The 16,653-nt window shown below is 67.2% G+C and carries 16 protein-coding genes, 1 tRNA gene and 1 pseudogene; 11 read left to right on the forward strand and 7 right to left on the reverse strand.

Annotated features, from left to right (window positions below):
- Window position 1: 1 nt before the first annotated feature.
- The 4 genes and pseudogenes from ARGLB_RS13485 to ARGLB_RS13500 all read left to right on the forward strand — a co-directional run bounded on the left by ARGLB_RS13485 (window position 2) and on the right by ARGLB_RS13500 (window position 3,807).
- Complete coding sequence (locus tag ARGLB_RS13485) at window positions 2-1,171, forward strand: Gfo/Idh/MocA family protein (protein WP_003803356.1); 1,170 nt, start codon at window positions 2-4, stop codon at window positions 1,169-1,171.
- Window positions 1,171-2,385, forward strand: coding sequence for a dihydrodipicolinate synthase family protein (locus ARGLB_RS13490; RefSeq protein ID WP_003803358.1), 1,215 nt, complete (start codon window positions 1,171-1,173; stop codon window positions 2,383-2,385). Before ARGLB_RS13485 ends, ARGLB_RS13490 begins: the two co-directional genes overlap by 1 nt.
- Window positions 2,382-3,238: pseudogene (locus ARGLB_RS13495) on the forward strand (sugar phosphate isomerase/epimerase family protein). The gene ARGLB_RS13490 and the pseudogene ARGLB_RS13495 overlap by 4 nt, the downstream one beginning before the upstream one ends.
- Before the next feature lie 284 nt (window positions 3,239-3,522).
- Window positions 3,523-3,807 carry an SRPBCC family protein gene (locus tag ARGLB_RS13500; protein WP_003803363.1) on the forward strand — a complete coding sequence of 95 codons (285 nt, stop codon included), beginning with the start codon at window positions 3,523-3,525 and terminating at the stop codon, window positions 3,805-3,807.
- Window positions 3,808-3,830: 23 nt separating this feature from the next.
- On the opposite strand, the gene ARGLB_RS24135 is transcribed toward ARGLB_RS13500, so the two are convergent.
- Window positions 3,831-4,313 (reverse strand): LapA family protein, encoded by a 483-nt coding sequence (locus ARGLB_RS24135; RefSeq protein WP_003803364.1) that lies wholly within the window; start codon window positions 4,311-4,313, stop codon window positions 3,831-3,833.
- Between the two features lie 207 nt (window positions 4,314-4,520).
- Window positions 4,521-4,593: transfer RNA gene (locus tag ARGLB_RS13510), tRNA-Arg, on the reverse strand.
- Window positions 4,594-4,803: 210 nt separating this feature from the next.
- On the opposite strand from ARGLB_RS13510, the gene ARGLB_RS13515 reads away from it, so the two are divergent.
- The 3 genes from ARGLB_RS13515 (at window position 4,804) to ettA (ending at window position 7,768) form a co-directional block, all read left to right on the forward strand.
- Window positions 4,804-5,373 (forward strand): single-stranded DNA-binding protein, encoded by a 570-nt coding sequence (locus ARGLB_RS13515; protein ID WP_003803366.1) that lies wholly within the window; start codon window positions 4,804-4,806, stop codon window positions 5,371-5,373.
- Between the two features lie 231 nt (window positions 5,374-5,604).
- Window positions 5,605-6,042, forward strand: a complete 438-nt coding sequence (locus ARGLB_RS24140; protein WP_245531539.1) for a DUF6993 domain-containing protein — start codon at window positions 5,605-5,607, stop codon at window positions 6,040-6,042.
- A gap of 43 nt (window positions 6,043-6,085) precedes the next feature.
- A complete protein-coding gene (ettA, locus tag ARGLB_RS13530; RefSeq protein ID WP_003803368.1) occupies window positions 6,086-7,768 on the forward strand; it encodes an energy-dependent translational throttle protein EttA in 1,683 nt (560 codons plus the stop codon).
- A gap of 105 nt (window positions 7,769-7,873) precedes the next feature.
- Here ettA and ARGLB_RS13535 read toward each other — a convergent pair whose 3' ends face one another.
- Complete coding sequence (locus ARGLB_RS13535) at window positions 7,874-8,845, reverse strand: acyl-CoA thioesterase (protein WP_003803371.1); 972 nt, start codon at window positions 8,843-8,845, stop codon at window positions 7,874-7,876.
- Window positions 8,846-8,908: 63 nt separating this feature from the next.
- Between ARGLB_RS13535 and ARGLB_RS13540 the strand changes: the two genes are divergently transcribed.
- Window positions 8,909-9,571 (forward strand): DUF8185 domain-containing protein, encoded by a 663-nt coding sequence (locus ARGLB_RS13540; RefSeq protein ID WP_003803373.1) that lies wholly within the window; start codon window positions 8,909-8,911, stop codon window positions 9,569-9,571.
- Window positions 9,572-9,590: 19 nt separating this feature from the next.
- On the opposite strand, the gene ARGLB_RS13545 is transcribed toward ARGLB_RS13540, so the two are convergent.
- The 4 genes from ARGLB_RS13545 to pepN form a co-directional block, all read right to left on the reverse strand.
- Entirely contained in the window at window positions 9,591-10,064 is a 474-nt protein-coding gene (locus ARGLB_RS13545; protein ID WP_003803375.1) for a globin, read from the reverse strand.
- Window positions 10,065-10,066: 2 nt separating this feature from the next.
- Window positions 10,067-10,729, reverse strand: a complete 663-nt coding sequence (locus ARGLB_RS13550) for a mechanosensitive ion channel family protein (protein ID WP_003803377.1) — start codon at window positions 10,727-10,729, stop codon at window positions 10,067-10,069.
- A 107-nt stretch (window positions 10,730-10,836) separates the two neighbouring features.
- Window positions 10,837-11,316, reverse strand: a complete 480-nt coding sequence (locus tag ARGLB_RS13555; protein WP_003803378.1) for an OsmC family protein — start codon at window positions 11,314-11,316, stop codon at window positions 10,837-10,839.
- Window positions 11,317-11,325: 9 nt separating this feature from the next.
- Entirely contained in the window at window positions 11,326-13,878 is a 2,553-nt protein-coding gene (gene pepN, locus ARGLB_RS13560; protein WP_043419160.1) for an aminopeptidase N, read from the reverse strand.
- A 208-nt stretch (window positions 13,879-14,086) separates the two neighbouring features.
- Between pepN and ARGLB_RS13565 the strand changes: the two genes are divergently transcribed.
- From ARGLB_RS13565 to ARGLB_RS13575, 3 genes are all read left to right on the forward strand, one after another.
- Window positions 14,087-15,118, forward strand: coding sequence for a hypothetical protein (locus tag ARGLB_RS13565; RefSeq protein WP_003803382.1), 1,032 nt, complete (start codon window positions 14,087-14,089; stop codon window positions 15,116-15,118).
- A gap of 125 nt (window positions 15,119-15,243) precedes the next feature.
- Window positions 15,244-15,738, forward strand: coding sequence for a ribose-5-phosphate isomerase (locus ARGLB_RS13570; protein ID WP_003803384.1), 495 nt, complete (start codon window positions 15,244-15,246; stop codon window positions 15,736-15,738).
- On the forward strand, window positions 15,738-16,652 hold the full coding sequence (locus tag ARGLB_RS13575; RefSeq protein ID WP_003803386.1) for an Fpg/Nei family DNA glycosylase: 915 nt from the start codon (window positions 15,738-15,740) through the stop codon (window positions 16,650-16,652). The genes ARGLB_RS13570 and ARGLB_RS13575 overlap by 1 nt, the downstream gene beginning before the upstream one ends.
- Window position 16,653 lies beyond the last annotated feature (1 nt).

Here is a 16,653-nt window from a genome sequence, read left to right on the forward strand (position 1 = left end):
CATGGGCTTCGAAACAAAGACGATCCGTATCGCCATGAACGGCATTACCGGCCGGATGGGCTACCGCCAGCACCTGCTGCGCTCCATCCTCCCGATCCGCGACGCCGGCGGCTTCACCTTGGAGGACGGCACCAAAGTCCAGGTCGAGCCGATCCTCGTCGGCCGCAACGAAGCGAAAATCCGCGAACTGGCAGAGCTCCACAAGATTTCGGAATGGACCACCGACCTTGACGGCGTGATCAACGATCCCACTGTCGACGTTGTCTTCGATGCCTCCATGACCAGCCTGCGGGCGGCGACCCTGAAGAAGGCCATGTCGGCCGGCAAGCACATTTTCACCGAGAAGCCGACGGCGGAAACCCTGGAGGAAGCCATCGAGCTGGCCCGCATCGGCAAGGAAGCCGGGGTCACCGCCGGCGTCGTGCACGACAAGCTGTACCTCCCCGGCCTGGTCAAGCTGCGCCGCCTGGTGGACGAAGGATTCTTCGGCCGGATCCTGTCCATCCGCGGCGAATTCGGCTACTGGGTCTTCGAAGGCGACGTGCAGGCGGCCCAGCGCCCGTCCTGGAACTACCGCAAGGAAGACGGCGGCGGAATGACCACGGACATGTTCTGCCACTGGAACTACGTCCTGGAAGGCATCATCGGCAAGGTCAAGAGCGTCAACGCCAAGACCGCCACCCACATCCCTGCGCGGTGGGACGAGGCAGGCAACGAGTACAAGGCAACTGCCGACGACGCCTCGTACGGCATCTTCGAACTGGTTACCCCGGGCGGTGACGACGTCATCGGCCAGATCAACTCCTCCTGGGCCGTCCGGGTCTACCGTGACGAACTGGTGGAGTTCCAGATCGACGGCACGCACGGCTCCGCCGTCGCCGGTTTGAACAAGTGCGTCGCGCAGCAGCGCGCGCACACGCCCAAGCCTGTCTGGAACCCGGACCTTCCGGTCACCGAATCCTTCCGCAGCCAGTGGCAGGAAGTCCCGGCGAACGCGGAGCTGGACAACGGCTTCAAGCTGCAGTGGGAAGAGTTCCTGCGCGACGTCGTCGCCGGCCGCGAGCACCGCTTCGGGCTGCTCTCCGCCGCCCGCGGCGTGCAGCTTGCCGAACTCGGCCTGCAGTCCAGCGACGAACGCCGCACCATCGACATCCCGGAGATCACGCTCTGATGACGTCACTGATCCTTCCCACATCCGACGGCGGAACCCGGGAGTACCGCCTCCGCTCCGCCACCACCTGGGCCAAACCGACGGCACCGCTGACATCCCGCCGGGCGTACGCGGCCGCCCACGTCATCCCCGAGGTCACCGCCGACAACACCCCCGGCGCCCCGGCACGTCTCGACTGGGAGGCCACCCTGGCCTACCGGCACGAACTCTGGTCCTACGGGCTGGGTGTTGCAGACGCGATGGACACCGCCCAGCGCGGCATGGGCCTGGACTGGCCCGCCACCCAGCAGCTCATCAAGCGCACCGGGGCGGAGGCGGCCTCCGTGGTCTCCGCCGGCGGGACCGCCACGGCCGGCATGACGGTCCGGGACCTCGTGTCCTGCGGTGCCGGCACCGACCAGCTGGATCTCGCCACACTGCCCTCCGGCGAAGCCGGCCTGCAGGCTGTCCTCGCCGCCTACCGCGAGCAGGCCGCCGTCGTCAGCGAGGCCGGACCCAAGGTGATCCTCATGGCCTCCCGGGCACTGGCCCGGGTGGCGTCCGGTCCCGAGGACTACGTGAAGGTCTACTCCACGCTGCTGCAGGAGGCCGACCAGCCCGTCATCCTGCACTGGCTCGGCACCATGTTCGACCCCGCACTGGCCGGCTACTGGGGCTCGGACGACGTCTCCGTGGCCACGGAGACCTTCCTTTCGCTCATCCGCGAGAATGCGGACAAAGTGGACGGCGTTAAGGTCTCCCTGCTGGACGCGTCGCATGAGGTGGCGCTGCGGGCAGCTCTTCCCGAAGGTGTCCGCCTCTACACCGGCGACGACTTCAACTACCCGGAACTGATCGACGGCGACGGCACCCTCCACTCGGATGCCCTGCTGGGGATCTTCGCGGCAATCTATCAGGCCGCGTCCGCGGCGCTGCAGAGCTATGACGCCGGAGAGGCCGCCAAAGCGCGTGCCATCCTGGATTCCACCCGGGAGCTGGGCAAGCACATCTTCAGTGCCCCCACGTTCTACTACAAGACCGGGATCGCCTTCCTGTCCTGGCTCAACGGCAAGCAGCCCGGATTCCAGATGGTTGGCGGGCTGCATTCGGGCCGCTCCGTGGTGCACCTGGCGAAGACCTTTGAACTGGCCGACGAAGCAGGGTTGCTGAAGGACCCTGCGCTCGCAGCGTTCCGGATGTCCGATTTCCTTCGCATCAACGGAGTGGGAGTATGACCTTCAATTCAGAACCGTCCCCTTTTTCACGGCTATCGCTCAACAGTGCCACCACCAAGAAGTGGACGCTCGCCGAGGCTGTTGACGGCTGCGCCCGTGCAGGCATTCCCGCCATCGGGCCCTGGCGGGACATCGTGGCCGACGCAGGGCTGGACAAGGCGGCGAAGCTGATCAGGGACGCCGGGCTGCGGGTTTCCTCGCTGTGCCGCGGCGGGTTCCTCACGGCTCCGGACGCCGACGGCCAGGCGGCGGCACTCGCCGACAACAGGGCCGCGGTCCTTGAGGCAGTTGCCCTCGACACGCAGGAACTGTTCCTCGTGGTCGGGGGTCTGGCGGCGGGGGAGAAGGACGTCGTGGCTGCCCGCCAGCGCGTGGCCGACCGGCTCGGGGACCTCGTCCCGTTCGCCGTCGAGCACGGCGTCCGGCTGGTGCTGGAACCCCTGCACCCCATGTACGCCGCCGACCGCGCGCTCATCTCCACGCTGGGCAGGCGCTGGACCTGGCGGCGCCGTACGACGCCCGGGCTGTGGGGGTCGCCGTCGACACCTTCCACGTCTGGTGGGACCCGGAACTGAAAGCCCAGATCGAGCGCGCCGGCAGGGAGAACCGGATCGCCTCCTACCAGGTGTGCGACTTCAACCTTCCGATCGCGGCGGACGCGCTGCTCTCCCGAGGCATGATGGGCGACGGCGTGATTGACTTCGCCACGATCAGCACCTGGGTCCGGGACGCGGGCTACACCGGCGACATCGAAGTGGAGATCTTCAACCAGGAGATCTGGGATGCCGACGGCGACGGCGTCCTGGCCAGGATGAAGGACCGGTACGCCGAACTGGTGCAGCCCTTCGCCTAAACCCGGCAAGAACGCGGCCGGAGCAGGGGTCCGGTCCCGGACACGGGACCGGACCTCGCTCTGTCTGGCCCCCTCTGCCACTATGCCCTTACGCCGGTGCCTCTCGGCGGGTAGGGTGACGCAAGGAGGGGAAGCCGTGGACAAAAAATTCAGGGATGCCGAGGCGAACATTGTTGTCGCCGCACAGCCGGAGCGGGTCTGGCAGGCACTGACGGATCCGGCAAGACGTCAAGGAATACTTTCTCGGCACGCATGTCACGTCCACCTGGCGGGAAGGTGAGCCTGTGACGTTCGAGGGAGAGTGGCAGGGCAAGTCCTACCGGGACAAAGGGACCGTGCTGGAAGCCCGTCCCAACGAGCTTTTGCGCATCACCCACTACAGCCCTACATCCGGACTTCCCGACGAGCCGGAGAACTACCACACCGTGGAGTACGGTCTGGAGCCCGTGGCGGAGGGCACGCGGGTCAGCATCAGGCAGGGCAACAACAAGAGTGATGGCGAGGCCGCGGAGTCGGAAAACCTTTGGGGCATGGTGCTTGGCAACCTCAAGGAGTACCTGGAGACCTGACCGGGGTGGCCTGAGGCGCGGCTCTACCGCTGTCGGCCGGCCTGTACCCTGCGCCGGTGCGCAGCAGCGCGCAGCTGGATGATCCGGGCTGCGCCGGCCATCGCGACGAGGACACCTCCGCCCACTGCCGCGATGAAGAGGGACATCCCGAGCGACACCGCCCCCTCCAGTCCGAAGAACTTCACCTGCACGAGTTCCTGGTTCTGCAGGATGAAGGCGATCAGCAGCACCAGGACCACCAGCGCCGAGGCTACTGCCGCCCAGATCATCCCGGCACGGGTCACACGCCGATCGGGCTCTGCCGCGCCGGGTTGCAGTGAGGCAGTTCCGTCGTAGCCCGGGATGGCGGCGGCCCCGGGATGGCGGCTGGCCGCGGCGGTACCTGCGGCGGCTCCTGTGGGTGCCTGTTCCGGGGGCACTGCGGGGCCTGGCTGACCTGCCGCGGAGCTCGAGGGCCGGGGCGTCTCTGGATTGGCGGGGCTTTCGTCCGGCTGGCTGTGCTGCATGCGGGTGTTCCTTCCTCGACTGTTGGTCCAGGTTGGCCGGCCTGTGCACGTCGCCGGCGCCCAGTCCGATCATAGGCACAGTCTGCGCATCATAGTAAGCATGCTTTGCAATTGCCGGTGGGCAAAGAAAAACACCCCGGTCCGAAGACCGGGGTGTCAACGATGACCCGACTCATCCGTAAAGGATGTCTCGACTCACCACAAACGCGCCCCAGGAGGGAATCGAACCCCCGACCGGCGGATTAGAAGGCCGCTGCTCTATCCCCTGAGCTACTGGGGCAATGGCTGGCCGGCACATTGCTGGCGCCTAAAAAGTCTACATTGACTTGCGTGCCACGAGCGTCAGGCGCCGCGCCGATTCACCTTTGCGTCCCGGGCCTCGCCGTTCCGGTTTTCCACATACGGAACATCGGCTCTCGCTGTCGCGCTGCTGCCGGTTGATGCTTGGAATGCCTGCAAGGGGCAGGACAATTCGAGACAGGACACCAAGATGACCGACACCATTACTGTCCGCGGCTTCGTTGCCACGGAGATCCGCAGTTCCACCACTCCAGGGGGCGTCCCCACGGCTTCGTTCCGCCTTGGTTCCGCCGAACGGCGGTACGACCGCACCGCCAATGCCTGGGTGGACGGCAACATCAATTGGTTCACCGTCCAGGGGTACAGGCAGCTGGCCGGAAACATGGGCTGCAGCATCAAGAAGGGCCAGCGCGTCATCATTGTGGGCAAACTGAAAATGCGCAGCTGGGAGAAGGACGGCCGCGTCTACCACGACGCCGAAATCGACGCCGACGCCGTGGGCCACGACCTCAAGTGGGGCACCGCCAACTTCATCCGCAATTCCGGCAACCCGCACGCCGCCGACGCCTTTGGTTCCGCTAACGGTGACCGCAGCGCTACCGGGTCCTCGGTAATGGACGGGGACGGGGCCGACGAGGACCGGGAGGAAGACGACGAATCCGATGAAGACCCGGCCGCAGCAGGCATCTTCGTGGACGGTGCCGGCGACGAGATGCAACTCGATGCGGAAACGGGCGAACTCACCGGAGCGGCTGCCTGAGCGCCGGTGGCGTGCGGCACCGCACCCCCTGGCGGTGCCGCATGGCAGAATGGCTGCGTGATGCGAGCGATGACACTCCGGCGGAACAGGGCATTCCGTGGCAAGGCAACCGGTGCCCGGGGAGCAACTGGTACCAGCGGAAATGCCCGGGGCGTTGCCGGCCGGCTCGCATTGGCGGCTGTATTGCTGTCGGGGCTCGCCGCCTGCACGGCACCAGGGGATCAGGCCACCGTGAAGCAAACGGCGCAGGGACAGTCCGCCGGAGCAAAGGCGGCCGCGCAGCCAGCCGCGGCGGCATCGGCGTCGGCATCGGCCTCGGCGCCGGCAAAAGCGTCAGCTTCTGCGGCGGCCACCAAAGCGCCTGCGGCTTCGGCGACCACGGCCAAGCTGCAGCAGACCATGGCCGACGTCCTGGGAAGCGTTGTCGCAGCCAATTCCAAACCTGCTGCGGCTGACATCACCGCGGCACTCACAGCGGCGGGTGTTCCGGCGCGGAACCTTGAGGTATCGGCGGGGCGCACACCCACCGGCCTCGACGTGGATTCCATGGAAGCGGCGGCGGTCCAGGGCAAGGAATGTGTGATCGGCCAGATCCGGGATGGAAAGGTGACCGTGGCCGTGCTGCCGGCGCTGTCGAACGGGAAGTGCTTCGTAGGCGCCCCGGCCTGACGCGAATGTGAGATATGCCCGCCAACCCACTAGATTTGGAACCATGGCGGAATTTATCTACACAATGACCAAGGCCCGAAAGGCTGTTGGCGAAAAACTTATTCTCGACGACGTAAGCATGTCCTTCTTCCCGGGCGCCAAGATCGGTGTTGTTGGCCCCAACGGTGCCGGTAAGTCCACCATCCTGAAAATCATGGCCGGCCTGGACACCCCCTCAAACGGCGAAGCCCGGCTGAGCCCCGGCTACACCGTGGGCATCCTGCTGCAGGAGCCGCCGCTGAACGAGGAGAAGACCGTCCTGGGCAACGTCCAGGAAGGCGTGGGCGAGATCTTCGGCAAGATCCAGCGCTTCAATGCCATCTCCGAGGAGATGGCGAGCCCGGACGCAGACTACGACTCACTCCTCGAGGAGATGGGCCACCTGCAGGAAGCCATCGACTCCGCCGACGCCTGGGACCTGGACTCCCAGCTGGAGCAGGCCATGGACGCCCTCCGCTGCCCGCCGGCCGACGCGGATGTCACCCTGCTCTCCGGCGGTGAGCGCCGCCGCGTGGCGCTCTGCAAGCTTCTCCTGCAGAAGCCGGACCTCCTGCTGCTTGACGAGCCCACCAACCACCTGGACGCCGAGAGCGTGCTGTGGCTGGAACAGCACCTCTCCTCCTACGAGGGCGCAGTCCTGGCCGTCACCCACGACCGGTACTTCCTGGACCACGTCGCCGAATGGATCGCCGAGGTGGACCGCGGCCACCTGTACCCCTACGAGGGCAACTACTCCACCTATTTGGAGAAGAAGCGCGCCCGCCTGGAAATCCAGGGCAAGAAGGACGCCAAGCAGGCCAAGCGGCTCTCCGAGGAACTCGAATGGGTCCGCTCCAACGCCAAGGGCCGGCAGACCAAGTCCAAGGCACGTCTGGCCCGCTATGAGGAAATGGCAGCCGAAGCTGACCGCACCCGGAAGCTGGACTTCGAAGAGATCCAGATCCCGCCGGGACCGCGCCTGGGCGGCCTGGTTTTGGAAGCCAAGAACCTGCAGAAGGGCTTCGACGACCGCACTCTGATCGACGGCCTGTCCTTCTCCCTGCCACGCAACGGCATCGTCGGCGTCATCGGCCCGAACGGTGTGGGCAAGTCCACGCTGTTCAAGACCATCGTGGGCCTTGAGCCTCTCGACGGCGGCGAGCTGAAGATCGGCGACTCGGTCAAGATCTCCTACGCCGACCAGAGCCGCGGCGGCATCGACCCCAACAAGACCCTCTGGGAGGTCGTGTCCGACGGCCTGGACTTCATCCAGGTGGGCAACGTTGAAATGCCGTCCCGCGCCTACGTTGCGGCGTTCGGGTTCAAGGGACCGGACCAGCAGAAGAAGGCCGGCGTGCTCTCCGGTGGTGAGCGCAACCGCCTGAACCTGGCGCTGACCCTCAAGCAGGGCGGAAACCTGCTCCTGCTCGACGAACCGACCAACGACCTCGACGTCGAAACCCTCAGCAGCCTGGAAAACGCGCTGCTGGAGTTCCCGGGCTGCGCCGTCGTGGTCTCCCACGACCGCTGGTTCCTGGACCGGGTGGCCACCCACATCCTCGCCTACGAAGGTGACGAGGAGAACCCGTCGAAGTGGTACTGGTTTGAAGGCAACTTCGAATCCTACGAGGAAAACAAGGTGCAGCGCCTCGGTCCCGACGCTGCCAAGCCGCACCGCGTCACGCACCGCCGCCTGACCCGCGACTAATCACGCCGGGACTAGCTTCCGCGCTGGTTACGAAAAGGCCGGCCCCGGGCTGATCTGGTCAAACAGATCAAGCCCGGGGCCGGCCTTTTTTGTATGCGGAGTCCGTCAGGCCTTGCGCATCTGGTGCTGCAGGATCTTGGTCTGCACCGCGCCGGCCACCTTGCTCTTGATGTCGGTCGGCACCCGGACCATCCCCTCCTGCGCCACGGACGCCACGTGCAGGCCGTCCCGGTTGAAGATCTTGCCGGTGGCCAGGCCGCGCGCCCCCTGTGCGCTGGGCGATTCCTGCACATACAGGAGCCACTCGTCAACGCGGACGGGGCGGTGCCACCACATGGCGTGGTCGAGGCTCGCCACGCTCATTCCCGGCGTGATCCAGCTCAGCCCGTGCTTGCGGAGAATTGACTCGAGCAGCGTGTAGTCGCTGGCGTAGGCCAGCGCGGCACGGTGCGTGTTGGCGTTGTCCGGCATGGGGCTGAAGGTCTTCATCCATACGGCGTTGCGTGCCTCCTTCTTCCCGGTGGCGGCCACATAGAGGGCGGGATCCACATGGCGGATGTCGAACGGCCGTTCGTACGCCCAGTGCCGGGCGACGGGGTGGTCGAACTTGCCCAGCAGGTCAGCGGTGCTGGGCAGTGTTTCCGGATCGGGGATGCCGGCGGGCATCTCGGACTGGTGCTCTATGCCGTCGTCGCCGGCCTGGAACGAGGCGATCATGGACAGAATCGGCGTGCCGTCCTGGTAGGCGTGCACGCGGCGCGCCGAGAACGAGCGGCCATCCCGCAAGCGCTGGACCCCGAAGGTGATGGGCTTGTTCGCGTCGCCCGGCCGGAGGAAGTAGCCGTGCATGGAATGGACGGTGCGGTCCTCGTCCACGGTGCGCATTCCTGCGACCAGGGACTGGGCCAGGACCTGGCCGCCGAAGACGCGCTGGTGCGGCTGGCGCTGGGACGGACCCATGAAGATGTCCTCGTCGGTGCGGGCGCCTTCCAGCTCGCCGAGGTCAAGCAGTTCCATCAGGGAGTTCGTGGGGTCATTCGTGGGCAAGGCCTGCAATCCGGCGTCCGCTTCAGTCATGGTTTGACTCTAGACTGCGCCCCGGCACCGCTCAACCGAGCCCCAGCCGGTAGTGTTCTTAACGTGTCTGATCTCCTTACCCAGTCCTTCCGCTTCGCCGACCCCCGCGATCTCGCCGATCTGAAGACCTTCGTCACCCGCGCCAAGGCCATCGATGACGGTGCCATCCGCCTGCAGGCCGCCGGCACGGTGCTGGCAGCCTACGTCTGCGTGCTCCGCCCCCGGATCCTGGGGGAGTCCACCCCCACGATTCTCGGCCTGCGCACCATGGGGCTGGCAGAGCCGTCTGCTGTTGACGTCACGGTTCCGCTCGCTGCCGTCCTCGACCGGCTGGCCCGGGCAGGGGAGAACGACGCCGATCTTCCGGTCCCGCCGTCGACCGTCACCGAATCATGGGCCGGCGTGGGCGCGCCGCGCAGCGGCTGGGAACTGGTGGACACCGTGCCCGACGCTGAACTGCGGCAGGCCGCCGAAGCCGGCATCGCCGAAGTGGCAGGCATCGTCCCTGACAAGCCCGGAGCCATGATCGTGAACAATGCCCGGGCCGCCGTCTGGGGACGCGGGCTGGAGGGCCGGCACGGCGTGCCGGCGGGAGCGGCGTTCGCCGCCCTCGCCCTGGGATTCCTGGGCGAGGGCGAACAGAAGCTTTACCGTTCGGGGCGCTGGTTCCGGCTCAGCGGCAGCCGCGGACACGTGCTGGCGCGGACGGGCGCCGGCCTGCTTTAGGCCGCGGGAGCAGCCGGCGTCAGCCCTGGGTGTCGGACGGGCTGTTCACCATGGACAGGGCCGCGCGTTCCATGTAGTCCCACAGCGTGCCCTCATACAGCGGTGGCAGGTCCAGGGAATCGACCGCCGTCCGCATGTGGTGCAGCCACCGTTCTTTGGCCTCGGGCGTCACGCGGAACGGCATGTGGCGCATCCGCAGCCGGGGATGGCCGCGCTCCTCGCCGTAGGTGGTGGGGCCGCCCCAGTACTGCTCCAGGAACATCAGGAACCGCCGCTTGGCCGGGCCCAGATCCTCTTCCGGGTACATGGGGCGCAGCAGCGGATCGGTGGCGACGCCGTCGTAAAAGACGTCGATGAGCTTTACGAACGTTTCGTGGCCGCCGACGGCGTCGTAGAAGTTGTCCGTATAACCCGGCTGGCTGAAGGGGTCGTTGCGCATCAGCGGCTTGCGGACGCCCGGCTCCGGCGGGGTGGGGAGGGATGGGATGGTCATGGCTACTCTCCGGCCTTCTGCTGGGGTGCGTGCTCGGCTTCCACTGCTGTTTCCTCTGGCTCCGCCGGGGGCACATAGTTGCCCTGCGACCGGTTGCCTACGCGGAGGATCTCACCGTTGCGGAGGTACCAGATGGCGCCGTTCTCGTCGCGGACGCGCGTGATCCTCAGCCCGATCGACTCCACGATGCCCACTACCTCGCTGGTTTCAATGGTGTCGCCGATGCCGTACTGGTCCTCGATGGTGATGAAGATCCCCGCGAGGAAGTCCCTGATCAGCTGCTGGGCGCCGAAGCCGATGGCGATACCGAGGATTCCCACGCTGGTCAGCAGCGGCGCCACGTCGACGTCGAGATTCTTCAGCATGTAGATGCTGGTGATGACCGCAATGACCACACCGATGCCGCTCTTCAGTAGCGAGCCGATCGTTTGGGCCCGCTGCACGCGCCGCTCATGGTCAAGAGCGCGCAACGCTGGCGCCACCCAACGGAAGTGCGGCTTCTTGAACAGTGTGGTGCCGTTCGCCACGCGCCGGGTGATCCTGGCGATCAGGAAACTTGCGATCAGCCACAGGACGATGCCTGCGCCGAGGCTGATGGCCACGCCGGCCAGGTCAAGTCCGGTGGGCTCCAGTGAGGCCGAGGGCGTTGTGAACATGCTGTACATCTGCAGGAAGGCTCCTTGCTGCTGTCCGGCGGCGGCCGGTCTCCTCGCTTACCGGGGAGACCGGCCGCTCCTTGGTCAGTTTTAAGCCTAGCGGGGTCTGCCGCTGGCTAAGGACTTCCGGCTGTGGTAACAGGAGCGTGCAGTACGGGGAAATTTACGCTACGGGCAATGAAACACACCTGGTTGGCCTCGTGGTGCATCTGCTCCGCCAGCGCAACGTGCCCGGGATCCGCAACGGTCACCTGTGGGCGCAGCGTCACGGTTTCGAACTGGCCGCTCCCGTCGCGGTTCAGCCGCATCATTCCGGTGGCGTTGTCCTCATAGGACAGGACCACCACGCCATGCCTCACCGCGACGTGCAGGAAGGAGAGCATGTGGCACTGCGCCAGCGCGGCCAGCAGCAGCTGCTCGGGGTTGTACCGGGAGCGGTCCCCGTGGAAGGTGGGGTCGGCCGAGCCCTGCAGGACCGGCAGCCCGGGAATCTCGATGTCGTGGTCGCGGGAGTAGTCCCGGTAGGACGACGTGCCGTTTCCCAGGTTGCCGGTCCAGCGGACCGTTAACGCGTAGTGGTGTTCGCCGAGAGCCACTGGCCCGTCCTAGACATCCGCCGCGCGGGCCCGCAGCGCCCGGGCCACGCCGTCACGGTTTTCCAGCATCATCCGGCGCAGCGCAGCGCTCTCCTCCGGCAGGGACGCCAGGAATTCGTCGGTCCGGTCCACGGTGGCCTGGCTGGTCAGCTGCGCCGGGTACAGTCCGATGACGATCTGCTGGGCCAGCGCATGCGTCCGTTCGGCGACGATCCCGGGCACGGCCTCGAAGTACTTCTCCGAGTACGGCTCGAGCAGCGCTGTGTCCAGCACCCGCGTGAAGCCGGCGACGGCCGAGGCCTGGATGGCGTTGGAGAGATCGCCCTTGACCACGATCGACTCCCAGGCTTCCGCCTTGGCCTCCGGGGTGGGGATGGCAGCCTTGGCCAGCGCAGCCGCGTTCTGGCCGCTGGAGGTGTTGTCCCGCTCCAGTTCCGCATCGATGTCCGCCTGGTCCAGCCTGCCGCCGGCCACGAGGGCGGCCACAAGCTCCCAGCGGAGGTCCTGGTCCACGGTCAGCCCGGCCAGGGTGACCGAGCCGTCCAGCAGCCCGGCGATTTGGTCCAGCTGCTCCCCGCTGCGGGCCAGGAGCGCGAACGACTTGACGAACTGCAGCTGGGCATCCGACCCGCCCGGCACATCCGTTGCCAGCTCCCACAGACGGTCGACGGCGGCAACGGTGGTGGCTTCGCGGTGCTCCTCAGCCACGTAGAAGGTGAGCGTCGTGGCCAGCTGCCGCAGCTGCACCAGGATCACCGAGGAATCAGACTCGGAGGCGATATTGGCCAGGATCAGGTCGACGTATCCGCGGGCGGGGCTCTCCCCGTCCCGTGCGGCGTCCCAGGCCGAGCCCCACACCAGGGTCCGCGGCAGGCTCTCCCGGAAATCCTTCAGGTGCGCCGTGGCCGTGGCGAGGGACTGCTCGTCCAGGCGCACCTTGGCGTAGGCGAGGTCATCGTCGTTGAGCAGGATCAGGTCCGGCCGCTTGAGGCCGGCCAGTTCCGGCACTTCGGTGCGTTCGCCATCGACGTCCAGCTCCTCACGGTGCACGCGCTCCAGCGTGCCCTCGTCGGTGAGGTCATAGAACCCTACGGCCAGGCGGTGCGGCCGGATGGTGGGCTGCTCGGCAACCGCGGACTGCAGGATTGTGAACGACGTGATGGTGCCGTCCGCATCCACTGCCAGCTCTGGCTTGAGCGAGTTCACCCCGGCCGTTTCCAGCCACAGGCGTCCCCACTGGTCCAGGTCGCGTCCGCTGGCCTTCTCCAGCTCGACCATCAGGTCGCCGAGCTCGGTGTTCTGCCAGGAATGCTTGGCGAAGTATTCGCGCACGCCGGCCATGAACTTGTCCGGCCCCACCCAGGCCACGAGCTGCCGCAGCACTGAGGCGCCCTTGGCGTAGGTGATGCCGTCGAAGTTCACCTCGACGTCATGCAGGTTGTCGATTTCGGCGAAGATCGGGTGGGTGGTGGGGAGCTGGTCCTGGCGGTAGGCCCAGGACTTTTCCACCGAGGCGAACGTGGTCCAGGCGCTCTGGAACTTGGTGTTCTCCACCGCTGCCAGGTGCGACATGTATTCGGCGAAGGACTCGTTGAGCCAGAGGTCGTTCCACCAGCGCATGGTCACGAGGTCGCCGAACCACATGTGGGCCAGTTCGTGCAGCACGGTGATGGCGCGGCGTTCCACCTGCGCCTCCGGGACCTTGCCGCGGAAGACGTAGCCCTCGAGGATGGTGACCGCGCCGGCGTTCTCCATGGCGCCGGCATTGAACTCCGGCACAAAGAGCTGGTCGTACTTCTCAAACGGGTACGGGCAGCCGAACTCGGCCTCGAAGAACTCGAATCCCTGCCGGGTGAGCTCAAAAATGTTGTCCGCGTCCAGGTACTGCATCAGGGACTTGCGGGCGAAGACGCCCAGCGGCACAACGCGGCCATCCGAGCTGGTGACGTCGCTGCGCACCGACTGGTACGGGCCGGCGATCAGCGCGGTGACGTATGAGGACAGGCGGGGCGTGGGCGTGAAGTCCCAGACCGAGCGGGCGCCGCCGTCGTTCCCCGGCGTGGCCGCCACCGGCTCCGGCGTCGGGGAATTGGAGATGACGTCCCAGTGCGAGGGCGCGGTGACGCGGAACCGGAAGGTGGCCTTGAGGTCGGGCTGTTCAAAGACGGCGAACATCCTGCGCGAGTCCGGCACCTCGAACTGCGTGTACAGGTACACCTCGCCGTCCACCGGGTCCACGAAGCGGTGCAGGCCTTCGCCGGTGTTCATGTAGGGGGCGTCCGCCACCACGGTGAGCTCATTGTCCGCGGCAAGGTCCGGCAGCTGGATCCGGACACCGTCGGAGACCTCGGCAGGGTCCAGTGCGCGGCCGTTCAGTGTCACGCTGTGGACGGCATCCGTCACGGCGTCGATGAACGTCGACGATCCGGGCGTTGCCGCGAACCTGACGGTGGTGGTGGAACCGAAGACAGTCTCACCCCTGGCCAGGTCGAGGCTGACATCGTAGGAGTCGACGGCGATCAGGGCGGCGCGCTCGCGTGCTTCGGCGCGGGTCAGGTTCATGCCTGGCAAGGTTGTGCCTCCAGAGGTTGTGGTGGCCGGACTGGCCCGGCCCGCGGGCTGCTGCGCCCGGTGTTCACGAGCGCAGTTGCATCACTGTGAAGCCATTGTTTCATTTCGGCGCCGCTTGGCAAGTTACCTGGCTCACGTGGCTGGTCCATTGGCTGCGGGTGTCCTCTCCAGCCGGCCCGCGCAGGGGTAGCGTTAAGGCATGGGAAAGTTCCTCGATGCAGTGGACACCAAGGCGCTGCGGTTCGCGATCGGCTTCCCCGTGTTGCTTGCTGCCGGGTTCGCGGTCTGTGCCGCGCTGTTGCGGCCGGATCTGCCGGAGCCGCTGGCGGTCATGTGGAATAACGACGGCGGTACCGCCTTCGCGCCGTTCCCCGCCTTTGTGGGCGGCGGGGCCGCCCTGATCGTCCTCATCGGCTGGCTGGTACTGCTGCAGGCGGTGCCGCTCTCGCGGCCCACCGTGATGCGCCGGATCATGATGGGCGCCGGGCTGACGGTGAGCCTCTTTGTCACTTCCGTGCTGGCGGCCGCCCTGGTGGGCCAGGCCGGGGTGGCGGACGCCCGGGAATCCAGCGTGGATGTGATTGTCCTGGCATCGGGCAGCGGTGCCGCCTTGTCCCTGGGGGTCATCATCGGGTTCGTCTTCAAGGCGGACCACCAGTGGACCCCCGAGGATGACCGCGCCCTGCAGCGCGCGCTGGAGCAGGAGCTCGATCCCGATCTGGCCGGGGATTCCGTGCGGTTCTGGGTGCATGCGCGCAGCTCCGTCTTTGTCATGATCGCCATCGCCAGCCTGTTTCCCGCTTCACTGATTGCCATCGCCGTGCCGTGGCTGGGGGCCCTGCTGGTGGCGGCCGCCGTGGTCGGGGCCGCGTTCCTGTTCGCCAGGGTCACCGCGGACCGCAGCGGACTGCGTGTCTTCCTCGCCGGCATCCTGCGAGTCATCGATGTCCCCGCGACCGCCATCTCGGCAGCCCATCCGGCCGACGTCCGCGCCGCCGACTACGGCGGCTGGGGCTACCGCAACCACGACGGAACCGCAGCGGTGCTCGTCAGCAGCGGCCCCGCCGTCGTGGTCCGCAAGACCGACGGCCACCGGCTGGCCGTCAGCGGCGGAAATCCCGACTCAGCTGCCCTTCTGGCGGAGGTGCTCACCCGTGTGGCGGCAAGGGCGCGCCGCGACACCCGCCCGCCGGACACCCGCCCGCCAGCTCAGGGCGACGCGGAAGCGTAACTGCCGCGTAACTGCCCGGGAGGCACACCCCGCCGGCGTAGGCACACCGAGTACTCTTGGATCTGTTGATTTGACCTGTACCAGCCCGGCTGCGCCCCGGTGCTCATGACTGAACGGAACCTACCGTGACAACAAACCCTGCATTTCCGCGGGTCCACATCGCCACCGACCACGCCGGCATGGAGCTGAGCGCCCATCTGGTCAAGCACCTGACGGCGAACGGCTACGACGTGGTGGACCACGGCCCGAAGGAATACGACGCCCTGGACGACTACCCGTCCTTCTGCATCAACGCGGCGCTGGCAGTGGTGGCGGACCAGGAAGCAGGCGTCCACGCACTGGGCATCGTGCTGGGCGGATCCGGAAACGGCGAACAGATCGCCGCCAACAAGGTCAAGGGCGTCCGCGCCGCCCTCGCCTGGAACCACGCCACCGCGACCCTGGCCCGCGAGCACAACGATGCCAACGTCGTGGCCGTCGGCGGGCGCCAGCACAGTGTCGAGGAAGCCACGTCACTGATCGAGGCGTTCCTGCAGGAACCCTTCAGCAACGACGAGCGGCACGTCCGCCGCATCGGCAAGATCGCCACCTACGAAACCACCGGCGAGATCGTCGAATAGTGCCGGAGGGCCACTCCATCCACCGGCTGGCCCGCCAGTTCGGTGACGTGTTCGCCGGCGGGCGGCTGGCTGTCAGCAGCCCGCAGGGCCGCTTTGCCGCCGGCGCCGCCCTGCTGGACGGGCACACCATGATGCACGCGTCCGCGCACGGCAAGCACCTGTTCCTGCACTTCGAGCACGGGCTGGTGCTGCACGTGCATCTGGGCCTCTACGGGGCCTGGGACTTCGGCGGGGACAGCCAGTTCCGCGGTGCCTCCAGCATCGGCGCGCCCCGCAGGGTAGGGGAGCGGGAAGTGGCAGACGACGGTACTGGTCCCACAACCGGTACTGCACAGGCCGGGTACGCCGGACCGCCGGCGCCGGTGGGAGCCGTACGGGTGCGGCTGGTGAGTGACCATGGCTGGGCGGACCTGCGCGGCGCCACCACCTGCGCGGCCATCACCGAGGCCGAGGCGGCAGCGGTGCTGGACCGGCTGGGCCCCGATCCTCTCCACAACACCGGCGGCAGCCGGGACGACTTCGTCCGGCGCATCCTGGCGAAACGGACCCCGCTCGCCACACTCCTGATGGACCAGAAGGTGATCGCCGGCGTCGGGAACGTCTACCGGGCTGAAGTGCTGTTCCGTGGCCGGATCGACCCCCTGCTTTCCGGCCGTGCGCTCACGGCGGATGCCGCGGGCCTCCTCTGGGACGACACGGCCGCGGTGATGGCCGACGGCGTCCGCGACGGGCGGATCATCACCACCACCGCCGGCTTCTGGACCCGGAGTGATCAGCTTCCGCCGGGGGAGGAGGCGCACTTTGTCTACCGCCGGCAGGGCCAGCCCTGCCGCGTCTGCGGCACCGCGGTTGCCCTGGCCGAACACGCCGCCCGCAAACTGTACTGGTGTCCGTCCTGCCAGCAGACCGCCTGAG

This window comes from Arthrobacter globiformis NBRC 12137 (genome assembly GCF_000238915.1).
Taxonomy (GTDB): domain Bacteria; phylum Actinomycetota; class Actinomycetes; order Actinomycetales; family Micrococcaceae; genus Arthrobacter; species Arthrobacter globiformis.